The 16,344-nt window shown below is 38.0% G+C and carries 13 protein-coding genes; 7 read left to right on the top strand and 6 right to left on the bottom strand.

What is annotated here, in order from left to right; translation table 11 throughout:
• Positions 1-29: 29 nt before the first annotated feature.
• Positions 30-737, bottom strand: coding sequence for a choice-of-anchor E domain-containing protein (locus F8S12_RS36850; protein ID WP_196521282.1), 708 nt, complete (start codon positions 735-737; stop codon positions 30-32).
• Between the two features lie 528 nt (positions 738-1,265).
• On the opposite strand from F8S12_RS36850, the gene polA reads away from it, so the two are divergent.
• The gene (polA, locus tag F8S12_RS36845) at positions 1,266-4,211 is read left to right on the top strand and encodes a DNA polymerase I (RefSeq protein ID WP_196521281.1); all 2,946 of its coding nucleotides are present in this window, start codon (positions 1,266-1,268) and stop codon (positions 4,209-4,211) included.
• 278 nt (positions 4,212-4,489) lie between these two features.
• Here the strand turns inward: polA and F8S12_RS36840 are convergent, their stop codons facing one another.
• Positions 4,490-4,720, bottom strand: coding sequence for a hypothetical protein (locus F8S12_RS36840; protein ID WP_196521280.1), 231 nt, complete (start codon positions 4,718-4,720; stop codon positions 4,490-4,492).
• A gap of 100 nt (positions 4,721-4,820) precedes the next feature.
• Here F8S12_RS36840 and F8S12_RS36835 point away from each other — a divergent pair, with 100 nt between their 5' ends.
• From F8S12_RS36835 to F8S12_RS36825, 3 genes are all read left to right on the top strand, one after another.
• Complete coding sequence (locus tag F8S12_RS36835; protein ID WP_196521279.1) at positions 4,821-5,408, top strand: restriction endonuclease subunit S; 588 nt, start codon at positions 4,821-4,823, stop codon at positions 5,406-5,408.
• The gene (locus F8S12_RS36830) at positions 5,405-6,814 is read left to right on the top strand and encodes an N-6 DNA methylase (protein WP_196521278.1); all 1,410 of its coding nucleotides are present in this window, start codon (positions 5,405-5,407) and stop codon (positions 6,812-6,814) included. Before F8S12_RS36835 ends, F8S12_RS36830 begins: the two co-directional genes overlap by 4 nt.
• Before the next feature lie 153 nt (positions 6,815-6,967).
• A complete protein-coding gene (locus F8S12_RS36825; protein ID WP_196521277.1) occupies positions 6,968-7,903 on the top strand; it encodes an ABC transporter substrate-binding protein in 936 nt (311 codons plus the stop codon).
• A 227-nt stretch (positions 7,904-8,130) separates the two neighbouring features.
• On the opposite strand, the gene F8S12_RS36820 is transcribed toward F8S12_RS36825, so the two are convergent.
• The 4 genes from F8S12_RS36820 to F8S12_RS36805 form a co-directional block, all read right to left on the bottom strand.
• Positions 8,131-9,099 (bottom strand): FTR1 family iron permease, encoded by a 969-nt coding sequence (locus F8S12_RS36820; protein ID WP_196521276.1) that lies wholly within the window; start codon positions 9,097-9,099, stop codon positions 8,131-8,133.
• A gap of 72 nt (positions 9,100-9,171) precedes the next feature.
• Entirely contained in the window at positions 9,172-9,606 is a 435-nt protein-coding gene (locus F8S12_RS36815; RefSeq protein WP_196521275.1) for a ferritin-like domain-containing protein, read from the bottom strand.
• A 117-nt stretch (positions 9,607-9,723) separates the two neighbouring features.
• Positions 9,724-10,761, bottom strand: a complete 1,038-nt coding sequence (locus F8S12_RS36810; protein WP_196521274.1) for a helix-hairpin-helix domain-containing protein — start codon at positions 10,759-10,761, stop codon at positions 9,724-9,726.
• Positions 10,762-10,931: 170 nt separating this feature from the next.
• Positions 10,932-11,957 (bottom strand): multicopper oxidase domain-containing protein, encoded by a 1,026-nt coding sequence (locus F8S12_RS36805; RefSeq protein ID WP_196521273.1) that lies wholly within the window; start codon positions 11,955-11,957, stop codon positions 10,932-10,934.
• 466 nt (positions 11,958-12,423) lie between these two features.
• On the opposite strand from F8S12_RS36805, the gene F8S12_RS42180 reads away from it, so the two are divergent.
• The 3 genes from F8S12_RS42180 (at position 12,424) to F8S12_RS36790 (ending at position 16,329) form a co-directional block, all read left to right on the top strand.
• Positions 12,424-12,624: a CbtB domain-containing protein gene (locus F8S12_RS42180; protein ID WP_331001489.1), complete on the top strand. Its 201-nt coding sequence runs from the start codon at positions 12,424-12,426 to the stop codon at positions 12,622-12,624.
• Positions 12,625-12,927: 303 nt separating this feature from the next.
• On the top strand, positions 12,928-14,088 hold the full coding sequence (locus F8S12_RS36795) for a hypothetical protein (RefSeq protein ID WP_196521271.1): 1,161 nt from the start codon (positions 12,928-12,930) through the stop codon (positions 14,086-14,088).
• Between the two features lie 297 nt (positions 14,089-14,385).
• A complete protein-coding gene (locus F8S12_RS36790) occupies positions 14,386-16,329 on the top strand; it encodes an ArnT family glycosyltransferase (protein WP_196521270.1) in 1,944 nt (647 codons plus the stop codon).
• Positions 16,330-16,344 lie beyond the last annotated feature (15 nt).

The raw sequence follows: 16,344 nt of genomic DNA, 5'->3' as shown, positions 1-16,344 counted from the left end.
ATGGGAAAAACCTACCTATTTAAAAAAGTCTATGAATTGGATACCTTGCTCCAGCTTTTTTTGCGTTGGGACAACAGAAAAAGCCCAGCAATTAAACCGACTCCAAGTGTGGTAGAGGGTTCAGGTATTGATGTCATCTCATCGTAGTCATAAGTTACTTTGATATTTGCTTTGGCAAGTGTATCAAAATAGGAACTCATGTTGCCTGATCCTGTGACTAATGACTTGGCTGAAGCTGAGAACAAAAAGTCTACGTTGCCATTACCAATGAAAGACTGCAAGAATTGGGCATTAGTGAAAGACTGGGTATTAGATTGTGTGGCAGTTAAGTTAGAAAGAGTCTTGCCAGATGCGCCACTATAATCAGTTATGCCGTCATATCTAGGAACTGGGTAGGTGAAGCTATCTTCTGGATTAAGCCCAAACAGAAACTGATTATTTAGTTTTAAGCTGAGTTCACTGGCAAGCGTTACTGTCACATTAGTCGAAGATTTACTCCTGTTTTCAAAGCCTGCATTTCCAAGTAGATCGCCAGTAAATCCGATCGTTACACCCTTGAGCGTGCCTAGAGACGAGTTAAATTTTTGGATGCTCAGAGGTGTATCAATGATATCTGTAAGCTCGTAATCAATGAAACTAGTGTACGAGAGAGAAGCTGCATTAGCTGCTCCAGATGTTACAACAATCCCTACCAAAGTGGTAGCAGCAGCCAGAGTATTAAATAGTTTTGTTGTCATGATCAAAGATGTTTTTTTTAACCGAATTATCACGGGGTTACTAGCTTATTTTTAACTCTAAAATTTTGCTTATGGGCTTGATAAATACACGTAAACTTGTATAAAGTTTTGATGTTGAATTACTTTGATAAATAGACCTTTTTATCGACATATATAAAGTTTTGTTAAGCAAAGAGGCTTTGATAGTGGGAGTTATATGTCGAAATATTAAGCTAGTTTTTGTTAGTTCTTGAGAATTGAACTCTAGTAAATAGGTCAACCTAATTAAACATAAAACGCTCAGGAGATAGATCCCTGACTTCTCGCCAGAAGTCGGGGATTTGGTTACTGTGTTTATCTATACTCAAATACTAATCCCTCCTAAAAATTGGTTCTACTGGGCTTCCGTACTAAAGCTGCAAATGCGTAGATATTGTTTTGTATAAAATTATAGGCATAAGCGACTGGTACGCAAAAACTGCCCTATTGTCGCCCAAACCAATCTGAAATTGCTAACTATGTAACAAAGCTTCTAGCTAAAATAGGGCTATGTCTGAAACTTTGACTTCTGTAACCGCAACACGTCCCATGTTCATCCTCGTAGATGGACACTCCCTCGCTTATCGTTCATACTTTGCTTTCGCCAAAGGGCGAGATGGAGGACTGCATACCAAAACGGGGATTCCTACGAGTATATGTTTTGGTTTTGTTAAGTGCCTGCTGGAGGTAATGGCAACACAACAGCCCCAAGCAATGGCGATCGCTTTTGATTTGGGTGAGGCAACTTTTCGCCACGAAGCTGACGAGACTTATAAAGCCGATCGCAAAGAAACGCCAGAAGACTTTATTCCCGACTTAGCAAATCTCCATGAGTTGCTCAATGGCTTCAATCTACCAATTTTCACTGCTCCTGGTTACGAGGCAGATGATGTTTTGGGAACCTTAGCACAGCGAGTAACTGCTGCTGGGTATAGGGTGAAGATTCTCACAGGCGATCGCGATTTATTTCAACTAATCGATCCTGACAAGGAAATTACTGTCCTGTATTTTAGTCCAGATGCCCTAAAACGCTCTACAAATAGCATCGCGGAATTTGAAGCAGAACAAGTCAAAGAGAAGATGGGCGTTTTACCTTCACAAATTGTTGATTTTAAAGCTCTTTGTGGTGATAAATCTGATAATATTCCTGGGGTCAAGGGAATTGGCGAAAAGACAGCAGTGCAGCTGCTAAATACCTATGGTTCCCTTGACCATATTTATGCTGCGTTAGATGAAATTAAAGGAGCAAATCAGAAAAAACTGACAGTGGGTAAAGAAGATGCCGAAAAGTCCCGCTATTTAGCAAATATAGTTCTTAATGTTCCTATAGAAATTAATTTAGAAGATTGTGAATTAACCGGATTTGATGCCAGTATTCTTGCACCAATTTTAGAAAAATTAGAATTAAATAAATTTTTAGACAAAATTAACGACCTCCAGCAACGTTTTGGTGGAAAAGTTGCAGAAAATCCACCAGCTAAAACAGACGCAATTAATCCCAACTCTACTAACTCAGAATTTGGCGCTGATGAAGATAATGATTTGTGGTTTTTCAGTGCTAGTGATACAGCCGCAATTCCACTACAATCTACTTCTCCAATTACGCCACTTATCATCGATACCGAAGCAAAATTAACTGAGTTAGTAGAACTTTTGCAAAAATTTACTAATGCAGAAACACCCGTTGCTTGGGATACTGAAACCACCGATTTAGAACCAAGAGACGCTGAGTTAGTAGGAATTGGTTGCTGTTGGGGAATAAAACCAGATGAGGTGGCCTATATTCCTGTAGGACATAAAACTGGGGAAAATTTGAATAAAGATTTGGTGCTAGAAGCATTACGCCCAATTCTCGAAAGTGCTGATTATCCTAAAGCTCTACAAAATGCCAAATTTGACCGCTTAGTTCTCAGGTGTCAAGGAATTAACTTGGCGGGAGTGGTATTTGATCCTATGCTGGCAAGTTACATTCTAAGAGCTGATTCTAGCCATAATTTGATGGATTTGGCGAATAAATATTTGGGATTGACGGCTAAAAGTTACTTAGATTTAGTTCCTACAGGTAAAACCATTGCTGATATAGATATTCCCTCTGTCGCAGATTACTGCGGGATGGATGCTTATTCTACCTTTGGTTTAGTGTCGAAACTGCGTGAGGAACTGGAGCAATTTCCAGCTTTGTCTAAACTATTTGTGGAAATAGAACAGCCACTAGAAGCAGTTTTAGCCGAAATGGAATACACAGGTGTTCGCATTGACATTCCTTACCTTAAAGAACTTTCCGAAGAATTAGAAAAAAATTTGGCAGGAATTGAACAAAAAGCCTATGCTGCTGTTCCTGGTGAAACCTTCAACTTGAACTCACCTAAGCAGTTAAGTGAAATACTGTTTAACAAGCTAAATTTAGACAGTAAAAAGTCTCGTAAAACTCCTACAGGCTTTTATTCTACTGATGCGGCGACGCTAGAAAATTTACAAGGAGATCACCCTTTTGTCGATGCGCTATTAGAGTACCGGACTCTACATAAGCTTTACTCTACATACGTCAAAGCTATACCAAAACTAGTACGCCCAGATACCCAACGGGTGCATACAGATTTCAATCAGACTGTTACAGATACTGGACGTTTATCTTCTTCTAATCCGAATTTGCAAAATATTCCAATTGGCACAGCTTTTAGTCGCCAGATTCGGAAGGCGTTTTTACCCGAACCTGGTTGGTTAATGGTAGCTGCTGATTACTCACAAATTGAATTGCGGATTTTGGCTCATTTGAGTCAAGAGCCGATATTAGTGCAAGCATATCAGCAAAATGAAGATGTTCACACTGTTACCGCGCGGTTAGTATTTGAAAAAGAAGATGTGACATCAGATGAACGAAGGTTAGCAAAAACTATCAATTTTGGCGTGATATATGGAATGGGTTCTCTAAGGTTTTCGCGCTCAACCGGGATAGATAAGACTATTGCCAACGAGTTCATTAAGCGGTTTAATGAACGATATCCGAAAGTATTTGCATATTTGGAGCGAGTGAAAAAAGAAGCAATATCTCAAGGTTATGTAGAAACTATTCTCGGTCGTCGTCGTTATTTTGACTTTACTAATAACAGTTTACGCAAATTAAAAGGCAGTAATCCAGAAGATATTGATCTGAGTAAATTAAAGAATTTAGGCCCTTTTGATGCGGGTTTACTACGCTCCGCCGCTAATGCACCAATTCAAGGTTCCAACGCTGATATTATCAAAATTGCAATGGTAAGACTACATGAGGTTTTGAAGAACTATCAGGCGCGTTTGTTGTTGCAAGTTCACGATGAATTAGTGTTTGAAATTCCCCATCAGGAGTGGGAAGAATTACAACCACAAATTAAGTCGGTGATGGAAAACGCAGTCCAGTTGAGTGTGCCGTTGCTGGTAGATGCGCGTGTAGGTGAAAATTGGATGGAGACGAAGTAAGTTTAATTGGGGATTAAAACAATTACATCGGGATGGGCGTACATCTGTCTTAGCAGTTACAGCAACTCTACCTTATATCAATCAATTATGTGCAGTTTTTAAATGGTAAAGCTTTATTAGATTTTGATGCAACTCGTATAATTAAAACAGCTTGAAACATTTACACTGCTCAAAAATCAAATTCAATAGCCCTGACTCTGGCAATCACCAGAATCAGGGTTATTTTATCGTCTGACAATTTGCTAATTACGCGAATCTTTCCAGCTAGGAACTTCCTGCTAAGGATTCGGCGCAGAGGGTGTGACGATTCCAGCCAAAGCAGCAATCGCGCAGGGCGCTAACGTCGTGAGTAAATCTGGAGTAGATTTTCCACAGATTTGAAGCACTACTGCACCAGCAACACAACCTATAACGGTTATTGCTAAGGTGACGACAGCCATGCGATACGTCCAATAGTCCTGGTTGTTTGAGGATTTATATCTTTTGAGCAAAGGTTTTTTCGGTAACATGGGATGACTCCATCTTTAGGATATAGCGCAACTTGCTATAATATAGCTTATATCACGCCTTTGTATAGTGTGAATATCTAATTTTTTTGTGCTTTAGGCTATGGCATCTCAATCCATTCCACTCAAAGAACTGGGTCAAATTTCTCAAGGAATCATCCCTAGTCGCTATGTAAGCAATCAAGGAGAGACTTATCGTGTCGTTAGCGTTAGCGATCTTGAATATCTATATGTAGAAAATGTCCATAATCAAGTTCAACTTGCTATACCTGACCTTCAACGGTATCAGCTACTCGAAAACGATGTAGTTATAGCGATTCGAGGTACACTCCTTAAATCCTCAGTGGTTAGTATGCCTGTGCAAGGAAGTATGTGTAACCAAAACACAGTCTTCTTCCGCTCAAAATCTCACCAAGTTAACCCTTTGTACTTAACTGTGCTGCTGCGGTCAGAATATTTTGAACGGTTGCCATCTTTTAGAGAAAGGCAATCTACCACTACTCTACCTGCTATCAGGGTTGCCGACCTTCGCAATTTAGAAATCCCGTTACCTGATTTGCAGACTCAGAATCAGATAGCTCAACTTTTTCTGTCTGTTGAGCAGGCAAAAAAGGTTACATTATCAGCGATTAAAACTCGCCAAAAACTCTCCGAAGTTGCTCTTTTTCAAGCGTTAGGGGTGCAAATATGATCAGTGCAGTCGAAATAGAAAGTAAACTTTGGCAAATCATTGATGTCTTGCGTGAGAAGTATGCTTTAGGTGAAAGTGTAGACTGTGTGCTGAAGTTGCTCCTCTTTAAACGATTGTCAGATCAATCATGTACAGAAGAAAGAACACGATTGTCTGTTCCTGAAGAAGCACACTGGTCTGTTATACAAAGAAAACGGCGTGATCTGGCTCAAAAACTCAGTGAAGCTTTGACTGTCATAGAAGAAACTAACTCTAACCTAAGAGGAGTTTTTACTAATTCAGAAATTAACTTCTGGACTAGGTTTGATGATGAAACACTACTACGTATAATCAAACTTTTTTCTGAGTTAGACCTTAGCAATGAAAATTTTGATGATTTAAATGAACTAGGTAAAGCAGGTGAAAACTTTATCGAAAAAAGTGCCTATCTTGAAGGAATTGCAGGAATCTATACTCCACGTCAACTTACTCAGATGATGGTTGAATTAATCAATATACAGCAAGAAACAAGTATTTATGATCCTGCTTGTGGCTCTGGTGAATTTTTGGCTGAAGCTGTAAAATTCATCAAGAAAATTGGAGGAAATTTATCCCAAGTAAATATATATGGGCAGAATACAGATGTTCACAAATATGTAACTGCCAAAACTAATTTAATACTTCATGGAATTGATAACCCTGATATTCGGATAGGCAACGCCATCTTAGAACCTTGTTTTGTTGAAGATGGTGATCTGAGATTGTTTGATGTAGTGCTAAGTAATCCGCCTTTTAACCTCAAATACCTACCAATGGATCTTATGCAGGTTAATTATCCTAGTCGATTTTCTTATGGAGTCCCTAGCAACGGTATAGGGGATTTTTTGTTTATCCAGCATATTCTCTCCTCTCTCAACAATACCGGAAAAGCAGCAGTGTTATTACCGCGTGGAGTCCTTTTTCGGGAGGGAGATGAAGGAGAAATTCGCAGAAGAATAATTGAAGCAGACTTGATTGAAGCGATTATCGAACTTGCTCCAAAGCTTTTTTATTACACTTCAATCCCTGTTGTAATAGTGATCTTCAATCGAAGAAAACCTAATAAAAACAAAATTTTATTTATTGACGCAAGCCGTGAATATGAAGCTGTAAAAGGGCATAATCTTCTACACTGTAAGCATACAGATCATATTGTCTCCACATATCGCAGCTTTTCAGATGAAGAAGGGTTTGCAAAAATAGAGACTGTCGGAAAAATCGCTGATAACAAATATAACCTCAGCGTTAATTGCTACGTTATTCCTCCTGCTAATGAAAAAATTGATCTAACTATGGAAGTTAGCAAGCTTCATCAGTTAGAGGCTGAACGTTCTGAACTTGAAGCTAAAATAGACTATTACTTACGAGCTTTAGGAATCAAACTTTAGACTAGTTCATATCTACAGACTTAAGAGTGGTTATTTTATTTTGCTCACTAAATTGTAGTTTAGCTTGATGCCAGAAAATGCAACATCTATTTTTATTCATAATCTTAACCACTTTTGCTATTCAAGCGATATTATCTCAGAAGGAATTTTAATATGTATCATCGTTGGCTTTTATCTGCTTTCGCAATTTTGTTGAGTATAGTTTTAGCTGCTTGCGCTACTGCAACTACTCAGCAACCACAAACCAAAGTGGAAAATACCACTGAGGCAGCTAACACGAACTCTCAGCAGTTACCAAAAGGATCAGCAAAAAGAGTTGTTGCTCTTTCTTCTCTTGCTGCTGATATCATCTCTCAACTCGATCAAACAAAAATTGTTGGAATTACTGGGAGCAAATTATTTCAGAATGAGCCAAGATTTAAGGATCTTCCCCGCGTTAGTGAAGGCCAAAATCCGCCAAATTTAGAAAAAATTGTAGCACTCCAACCAGATTTAGTTATTGGTGCTGAAGGTTTTTCTACCGTACCAATTCAAAAACTTAAGCAGCTAGGAATTCCAACTTTGCTCACCAAGGTGAATAACTGGGAATCTTTAGAAGAACTTACTAAAACATTGGCTCAGTCAATTGACGCTGATCCTCAGCCTTTATTAAACCGTTATAAAACTTTTTTGCCAGACAAGCAAACGCAGAATCTTTCGGCTTTAGTTCTAGTTAGTCGTCAACCAATTTTAGCTCCAAATAAAAACAGTTGGGCAGGGGATTTGCTTGCGAAATTTCAGGCGAAAAATATAGCAGCAGATTTACAAGGCAAAAGTCCAATTGGCGGCTATGTGACACTTTCGGCTGAGAAGGTTTTGGAGGCAAATCCAGAGGTGATAATTTTGGTTAATTCGCCGCAAGGGAATTCGGAAGCAGCACTTTTAGATTCGCTGAAAAAGGAAGGTTTTTGGCAGCAATTGCAAGCGACTAAAAATAACCGAGTTTATGTGTTTGATTACTATGGGTTGGTGAATCCAGGTAGTATAGATGCAATTGAAAAAGCTTGTCAGGAGCTTAAGAAATCGCTGTTGGCATCACAGGGCATTTAGTACATAATTTCGGAAGTTTGTGGGGGATTGAGGTTTAATTTTAAACGCAAAGGGGCGCAGAGGGAAGCGCAGAGGAACGCAAAGTTTTTGAAAGATGTTGGTTATGATACAATACAGTTCAGATAAGACCAAAACATTTGTAGAGACGGCGATTTATCGCGTCTCAAAAACCCAAAATTTTGTACCAGTAGCCCTTAAGTGAACCGTATTGGGTTATGATAATGTTTTTAATCCCTGGTATAATTAATGGCTTTTTGATTAACTGGGATATTTTTTTGTGCTTCAGGAGATATACCTCCAAGACTGCGGAAATACAGTCCTCCAACAGTGACTAAAAATGTTACATATCCCACTGCTTGTACGAGATAGAGATGTTCTCTATAACCAAATAAAGATTTGAGAATAATGCCAGGAAACTGTTCGTCAGGTAATATTTTGGAAGTATTAGAAACCATTGGCCCTAAAATACAGGAGTGGATTCTAGTAAAGTGTTCGTAATAAAAACAAAAGTTTTCCGAGGCGCGGTTACTGAGAGCAACGCTAGCAATAGCTTCATCAAAACGTTGCAGCGCTGTCACAACTAAACCTGCAACAATTAACACTAATAAAATGCCCATTGCCTGGAAAAACTGGCGGATGTTAATTTTAACGCCCCATTTAAATAAAAGCACACCTATTGCGATCGCAACTATCACACCACCAAGGGCACCAATAACAGGCATTAACCCCTGTTGAAAACTACCAGCAATAAACAGAACGGTTTCAAAACCTTCGCGCACTATAGCAACAAAAATTAAACTAAAAATACCCCATCCAGCATTAGTATTTTTTGTCAAGGCGCTGTTAACAGCTCCTTCAACCGCAGCTTTCATAAATCTGGCTTGTTTGGTCATCCAGATTAGCATCCAACTGAGCATTGCGATCGCTAATACACAAAATACACCTTCCAGCGCTGGCTCAATCACTCCCGTGTATTGCGGATAAGCTTTGCCTAGTGCTTGAGTTACCCAACCGAATAGCACTCCTATTAAGGCACTGACGATAATGCCAACGCCGATACCAGCATATACCCAAGGGTTCAGCCGGGATTGTTTAGCTTTTTTCAGCAAAGCTAGGACAATTCCCACAACAAGGGCGGCTTCTACTCCTTCTCGGAGTGTAATCACAAAAGTAGGTAGAGCAGTACTAAAATTCATCTTTTGTCCTTTGTCTTTTATTCTTAGTCATTAGTCCCTAGCCAATAACTAATGACTAATGACTAATAACTATTAACTAAAATCGCGTAGCATCTTTTTGAGTTCGAGATTATGCATCTCTTCTTGCCCAATCATGCCACGAGCAAATTCTTCCAGATAAATGCTGGCATTGGTAACAGTTTCGAGCAGATTTTTATACAAATCCAATGCCTTCTTTTCATGAGATAAGCTTTCTTCCAAGATATCCTTGACTTTATGCTGATAGGTTTCTTCCATTGAGGCAATTTTCAAGGAAGGATGTCCATCTAAACCGGTGAGAATTTCTCCCACTTGTTCGGCATGAAGTAAAGATTCACTTGCCTGTGCTTTGAAAAAAGCCACGATTGGAATGCGATTAGGGCCAGTCACCATCAAAGAATAATGTGTATAGCGCACTACCCCTGCTAGTTCAAATTCCATGATGGCGTTTAGCAAGTCAATGGTCTTTTTATGGTCAAGTTCTTGCATCAGTTGTTAGTTCAAGTAACGAATGGAGTGTAATTAGTTAGGAGTACGTAATTCGTAATTCCTAACTATTTCCTAATTTTAAACTTCCCCCTCTATGCTTCCCATTAAATAAAAGTGCTATAGCTGCGCTTGAGTATTGGATTTATCAACCACTTTTTGAGAGTTTTCCTCAATGGTTTTCACCAGATTGGTAACATCATTAGGAGTTTTAACTGCTTTCGCTGGTGGGATAGCGGCAGGCCAAGCTTTTATTAGTTCAGACAAACTAGTTTCGATCGCTTTATGTGCTTCGGAATCTTGTTGAGCTACTTGACTAGAAATTCCTTTGTATAATTCATTGGCGTAAACGACAAAACCACGAGAATCTTGATACTCAATTGGCGCGCTTACTTTACCATCTGCGATCGCAGCGCTATATTCAGAGTTGGCTGCATCCAATAATTCGTTAATTACCTGTAGCACAAATCCTGATTTTGAGCGTTGATCTGCTGGTAATGCTGCGATCGCACCATCAACTGCTTGCACTGAAGAAGTAAAGTTAGTTTTAACTTTGTCATCTTTAGGACTAGCTTTTACTAAATCTTGCAAACTTACCAAAGTTGTCTTAAATTCTTTAACTTTACGCTCATTCAATTGTTCTTCTACATCAACGTAAATCTCCTCAACTGGATGTCCAATATGAGGTTCTGCCTGTTTCGGCTGATTTTGATCCAACAGTTCTTGTGCTACCAAAAGATGCCCTTTCATTAAGCCTAATTTAGACATATAATCAACATCTTTTGCCTCACCTGTAAGTACTACTTCTTCAACACCAACCTGGTCTTTAATTTGGTCGAACTGCTCTTGAGTAATTACTTTTTTAGTAACTAAATCTTCTGGGCTGCCATAGGGACGATTTGCTTGGATTTTATTCGATAAAGCCGGGACACCTAGCTTGCCTTCAAACTTATCCAATTGTGACAATATAGCAGTGTTAATGTTAATTTTTTCTTTGCCCCCGTGACCACTATGATTGTTATTACTTACTGCCTCTGTAGCTTGAGGACTAGCAACTGGTGCTGATGGATTTTCTGCCGTCGGCGTACTGTTACAGGAACTCAAGGTAACTATTAGGGCTGCTGCTGCTGTTAAACAGACATAACGAAGTTTGATCATTTTTGCTCCTCACACAACTTAAAAGGTATTAATTGAAACATTTCAAACTATTACTGAAAGCTAGTTTGTTTTACACATTGTCATAGACTTTACTGTTGCACATAATGACATTTTTTATCAACTACTTCCTAAAAATCTAATGAATTAATTACGAATTATTAATAATATTGTCAGGAATTTTTAACAGGATTTTGAGAGTTGCTCTCAGTAACTACTTCAAATTGACCCATGCAACCGTTTTCTGCGATCGCATCCTGATGAGGATGAAACATATATTTACCTGGATAGCGAAAAGCAAATTCCAAGATGTGCCTTTCCGCGATACCCATCGTAATTACATCAGTTTTCTCACTAGAAGTCATACTCATGCCATAACGATAGACATCAAAAAAGTTGGCGTGCAGGTGAAAGGTCACTGCCGGATCATATTCAATGATGTTGAGAACATACAGCCGAATCAACTGATCTTTGTAAATGCGAATTGGATGATCCATGTAATAGTGCGGCAGACCGTTGAAGGCGTAATAATCGTTATGGCTATCATCATTCACGTCATACCCACCCATCACTAATACAATCTCATCAGCCGGGGGACGGGAAGTAGGTGGATCGATGATAAACATCCCGTACAATCCCTTGGCGATGTGACGGGTCACTGGTTCAATATGGCAGTGGTATAAGTGAACACCATAAGGTTCAGCATCAAATTCATAAATTGTAGCTTTGCCGTTGCTGATGGGACGAACACCATCCATTTCCGCCGGATGAACGCCATGAAAATGTAAAGAGTGAGAATGTCCCGCGTTATTGAGAAATAGTACCCGGATGCGATCGCCTTGTTTTGCCCGTAGCGTTGGCCCTGGTATGCGACCGTTTAAATCCCAGATGTTGTAAGAGACAGCACTATTGAGCTTTATTATGGAAGTACTTGCAGTTAACTGAAATTCTCGGATAGTGCGCCCATTCTCTTGCTTGAGCGTCCCATAATCAAAATCCCTCACCATCTTCATCGGGTTAGTAACATCGTCTGGTGAGTCTATATCAAGTGATGGTACTTTGACGATTGACTTACTTTGTAGATTTAACATCTGCCAAAGTCCTGCTGCACCAGTCACTCCAGCACTCGCTAGGCCAAGCTTTATTAATTGACGGCGGCTCCAAAGTTTTTCGTTACCCAGAGCGAAGTTGTTGGGCATGACATTTAATTACGGTTAGCGCTAAAAGAGAATTGCAAATGATTTGCAATTACTGTTGTGTATATTATAGGAATTAATAATTATTGTCAATAATTTTTAAGTGCTTCAAAATTGCTACTTACAATAAACTGTTGGTAATCTGTGGCGTATTTAATTGGCTTAGAGATAACATAAATCTCATTTCAAGGAATTTTAAATACTTGGTAAAATAGTAATTTTTAACTTTTATCTGTTACCTTCGTGTTGTGTACCTTAAAAATGCCGTCACTTAAAACCCTGTATCATTCTTTTGTTAATTGCTGCATCGTGATGAGCCGATGCTCAAAGGATTGTATAGTATTTACTATGATCTAATTACACAATACATTTGATACACACTTGTCAAACACAAAGTTAATCGGATATCTTTTTGCAATCAAGTGGCATCGTGCCTTTTAATTGATGAGTTACCCAAATTTATTATAGGATGTCAAAAATGACTAATTTTTCTCATATTTCAGTATTGCAGAAGACCGCAGGTATTACCTTATCGAAGCCTGTGCAGATTGCGCTTTATATGCTGCTATCTTCTTTAGTTATCTGGACTGTCTTGTTCTCTACCTATCCTGCGGCTCATAATACAGCACACTCAGCGCGTCACCACACATTAGGCGTTGGATGTCACTAAATTATCATAATTCCAAGATTTTTTAGGTGCATAAAGTAATGTTTTGACACCTAACAAAGTTATAACCCTAAAATAGTGCGGATTTCCCGGCAATGTTTTGCTTGGAAATAATTTTTAGGTTTTGTAGAGATGGTAAAAAAGCATCTCTACATCACTTGAACTTAATTTAACATGATGTCTGATTTATTACTAATTATTTGACTGTAATTCCTCTACTTACTAATATTTTGGGTAACTTTCACCTACTACTATTAGGTTTCAGTTGCAAAAAGTACATGAGTTTCACATATACCGTAAGTTTTTATGAAAAAATATCGGCTTTTTGGAGTTATCAGCGCTGTTTGCATCACTTTGTCAATTCTTTACTCATTTGTGGGGAGTTCCCAAATTCCTACATCTAGAGTGCTACTCTCCACCAACCCAACTTTAGAGCGTATTCTTCCTTTTGAAGCAGGAACAGAAAAACATCAATCTCCCGTTACCCTAACGTTACAAGCTGTTGATGCTGCGGGTAAACCATTAGAAAATGCCAAAATAAACTTACAAATTCTAACGCCACCGCCTAATCCTTGGTTAACAACAGATTTTCCTCTTGTCGAGGGAACAAAATTACTGCAAATTAATGCTGCTGCACCCGATGGTAAATTAGAAATTCAGCAGATGTTACCCATCCGTGGTAATTATCAACTGAGGGTTAATGTATCCCCCTTGGTAGCAAATGCTTTTGCTTCTTATCAGCAAACCTTGAATTTAAATGTCCGAGAAAATCCCGTAAAATATAAATATTTTGCTATTGTTGCAGCTATTTTACTATCACTTGGATTGTTGGGTGGTTGGGTTATTGGCGGACAAGAAGAACTACAACAAGGAGAAATTGCACCGCAGTCAGTGCGCCTTTTATTAAGTGCTTTGACAGTGGTGGCTATAGTAACTTTATTGTTTATTAACATTAGTGCAGAAGTTGCAGAAGCTCATGGCAACGAACACTCAAATAGTATCGAAGTCATTGCACCATCATCTCAAAAATCTCAGGGATTGGAAATTAGCATTGAGGGAGATAAAAACGCCACTGTCGGAAAACTGGCGAATTTAGCGCTACAGGTGAAAGATCCCGCCACAGGAAAACCCATCAGGGATGTAACGTTGCAGGTAAAAGCGATCGCCTTAGAAGATAATTTAACAGTCTTTGCCTACAAAGGACTTTCTGACGAACAAGGCAAGTTAACATGGCAAGAACAGTTTTTTGATGGTGCACCTCACAAAGTCGAGGTAGAAGCAACTCCTAACCCTGGATCTAACCCTCAATTTCCACCTGTGAAAGTGGCGCAGTTAGTTGAAGTTGAAGCGATCGCACCACCAATTTATATCCGATTGATTGGTTTATTCTACTTTACTGCCATTGTCGGCATTGGTATGGCAATTGGATTGCTAATACAATATCGCCGAACACCACCAGCAAGATAAAATTAGTCATACCCTGACTTTATTGAGGATTGCAACCAATAAATATTGTGTTTTAATAGGTCAAAATAGTTGTGGTAAAACACACTATTTTTTTTAGATTATGGTTTACATAAACCAATACAGTTCAGATAAGACCAAAACATTTGTAGAGACGGCGATTTATCGCGTCTCAAAAACCCAAAATTTTGTACCAGTAGCCCTTAACTGAACCGTATTGTTATATAAACTAGAAGAAATAGTGTGCAATTACAATCTCAAGTATTGCAATATAGCTCTTAACATATAACTACTAGTAGTATGTTTATAATTTTGCCTCTTATTTCCTTAATTGTTATTTATTTAATAATTAACAAGAATTCTACTGAGTGGCGTGAGTCGCTGATATTAGCAACTACTTACTGGGGAATACTACTCACTATAATTACAGAATTTTTAAGTCTTTTTAAATTAATTACTTTTGGCTGGATATTAGGCGCTTGGGGATTAATATGTATCATGTTAATTTATATTTTGCGCCTAAATACCAAAAAAATGCAGATTTCTGAGCCAAATAATAATGCTCAAGTACATAATAATATTAAAATAACAAACTTTATAAAATTATTGTTATCTGGATTAGGTTTCGTTGTAGCGACAATTGGATTAATTGCCATCATAGCACCACCCAATAACTGGGATTCTATGGACTATCACATGAGTCGTGTTGCTTACTGGATACAAAATCATAGTCTTGCTCATTATCCAACAAGTTATACTCCACAACTATATCAAAACCCTTGGTCAGAGTTCGTGATTTTGCATTTTCAAATTTTAAGTGGTGGTGACTACTTCGCTAACTTAGTTCAATGGTTAAGTATGATTGGCTGTATGATTGCAGTCTCATTACTTGCAAAACTACTCGGAGCAAATTTACAAGGCCAGGTTTTTTCTGCGGTTGTAACTGCAACAATTCCTATGGGAATCTTGCAAGCTTCAAGCACTCAAAATGATTATGTTGTTGCATTTTGGGTAGTTTGTCTTGCTTACTATTTGTTATCAACTATCCAAGCAGAAACAAACACAATATGGACAAATTCATTTAAGATTGGTAGTAGTATAGGACTAGCTATTTTGAGCAAGGGAACTGCTTATTTTTATGTATTTCCCTTCTTAATTTGGTTTACTATCTACCAGATTAAACGCTTACGCTGGCAAGCATGGAAGCCTGCTTTGATAGTAGGAAGTATATCTTTATTGCTTAATATTAGTCACTATTTACGTAATTATAATTTATTTACTTCGCCACTTGGTGAACCAGGTGGCTATCGGAATGAAGTAGTCGGTATTAATATACTTATTTCTAATATTGTGAGAAATATTGCTTTGCATATAGGAACACCGATTGGTTTATGGAATGGAATAGCAAATAAATTAATTCAAATTTTACATATATTCATCGGTGTAGATGTTAATGATCCTCGAATAACCTTCTCCAAAACATTCTTTGTCCCAGGAGGTTGGTCAACAATTGGGATACCTGGCAATGAAAACGGTGCTGGTAATGTAGTACATTTAGGATTGATAATAATATGTATAATTATTTTTATATCTCGAAAATCTATCCGTAGACAAGGTTATATTTTTGCTTATCTTATCACTACCATATCTACATTTTTGATATTTTGCTACTTGGTAAAATGGCAAGCTTGGAATAGTCGTCTGCATTTACCTTTTTTTATACTAATTTCTCCATTTGTAGGTGTTGTGTTATCTAAACTGAAAAAGCAAAAAATAGCAATTTTTATAGTAACATTTTTGCTCTTGTCATCATTACCGTGGGTATTTTTTAATCGGTATAGACCGATCATTGATAGCAACAATATATTCCAAGTCAGCAGAATTGAGCAATATTTTAATACTAGACCATATCTCAATACTACTTATACAGGAGCGGTTGAGTTTTTAAATTCAAAAAAATGCTCGAATATTGGGCTATCGATGGGCAAAGACCCTTGGGAATACCCTTTATGGGTACTTTTGCAGCAAAATAATCAAAAAATCGTTAAAATCCAACATATCAATGTGACGAATATTTCGGCGATTTTAGAAAAAGAGGATTTTTATAAAGATTTTGAACCTTGTGGGATTATTTCAATGGAAACTAAAAAAAGTAAACAAAAGAAATTTCAAGAGATTAATTTTAAAGGTAAAACTTTTATTCGAGCTTGGGATTCTCCAGAAATGGGTGTATTTATTGAGTAAAATTTAATTATTTAC

Origin of the sequence: Nostoc sp. WHI, assembly GCF_015714725.1 — a bacterium.
In the GTDB taxonomy this organism is placed as follows: Bacteria; Cyanobacteriota; Cyanobacteriia; order Cyanobacteriales; family Nostocaceae; genus Nostoc.
Note: the sequence above shows the minus strand (reverse complement) of the source record. Positions and strands in the feature narration are given on the sequence as shown.

Bases quoted from the DNA above. Each gene is read 5' to 3' on its own strand.
- F8S12_RS36815 (WP_196521275.1), bottom strand. From the start codon at position 9,606: ATGCAAGAACTTGACCATAAAAAGACCATTGACTTGCTAAACGCCATC.
- F8S12_RS36840 (WP_196521280.1), bottom strand. From the start codon at position 4,720: ATGTTACCGAAAAAACCTTTGCTCAAAAGATATAAATCCTCAAACAAC.
- F8S12_RS36820 (WP_196521276.1), bottom strand. From the start codon at position 9,099: ATGAATTTTAGTACTGCTCTACCTACTTTTGTGATTACACTCCGAGAA.
- F8S12_RS36830 (WP_196521278.1), top strand. From the start codon at position 5,405: ATGATCAGTGCAGTCGAAATAGAAAGTAAACTTTGGCAAATCATTGAT.
- F8S12_RS36790 (WP_196521270.1), top strand. From the start codon at position 14,386: ATGTTTATAATTTTGCCTCTTATTTCCTTAATTGTTATTTATTTAATA.
- F8S12_RS36795 (WP_196521271.1), top strand. From the start codon at position 12,928: ATGAAAAAATATCGGCTTTTTGGAGTTATCAGCGCTGTTTGCATCACT.
- polA (WP_196521281.1), top strand. From the start codon at position 1,266: ATGTCTGAAACTTTGACTTCTGTAACCGCAACACGTCCCATGTTCATC.
- F8S12_RS36810 (WP_196521274.1), bottom strand. From the start codon at position 10,761: ATGATCAAACTTCGTTATGTCTGTTTAACAGCAGCAGCAGCCCTAATA.
- F8S12_RS36850 (WP_196521282.1), bottom strand. From the start codon at position 737: ATGACAACAAAACTATTTAATACTCTGGCTGCTGCTACCACTTTGGTA.
- F8S12_RS36835 (WP_196521279.1), top strand. From the start codon at position 4,821: ATGGCATCTCAATCCATTCCACTCAAAGAACTGGGTCAAATTTCTCAA.
- F8S12_RS42180 (WP_331001489.1), top strand. From the start codon at position 12,424: ATGTCAAAAATGACTAATTTTTCTCATATTTCAGTATTGCAGAAGACC.
- F8S12_RS36805 (WP_196521273.1), bottom strand. From the start codon at position 11,957: ATGCCCAACAACTTCGCTCTGGGTAACGAAAAACTTTGGAGCCGCCGT.
- F8S12_RS36825 (WP_196521277.1), top strand. From the start codon at position 6,968: ATGTATCATCGTTGGCTTTTATCTGCTTTCGCAATTTTGTTGAGTATA.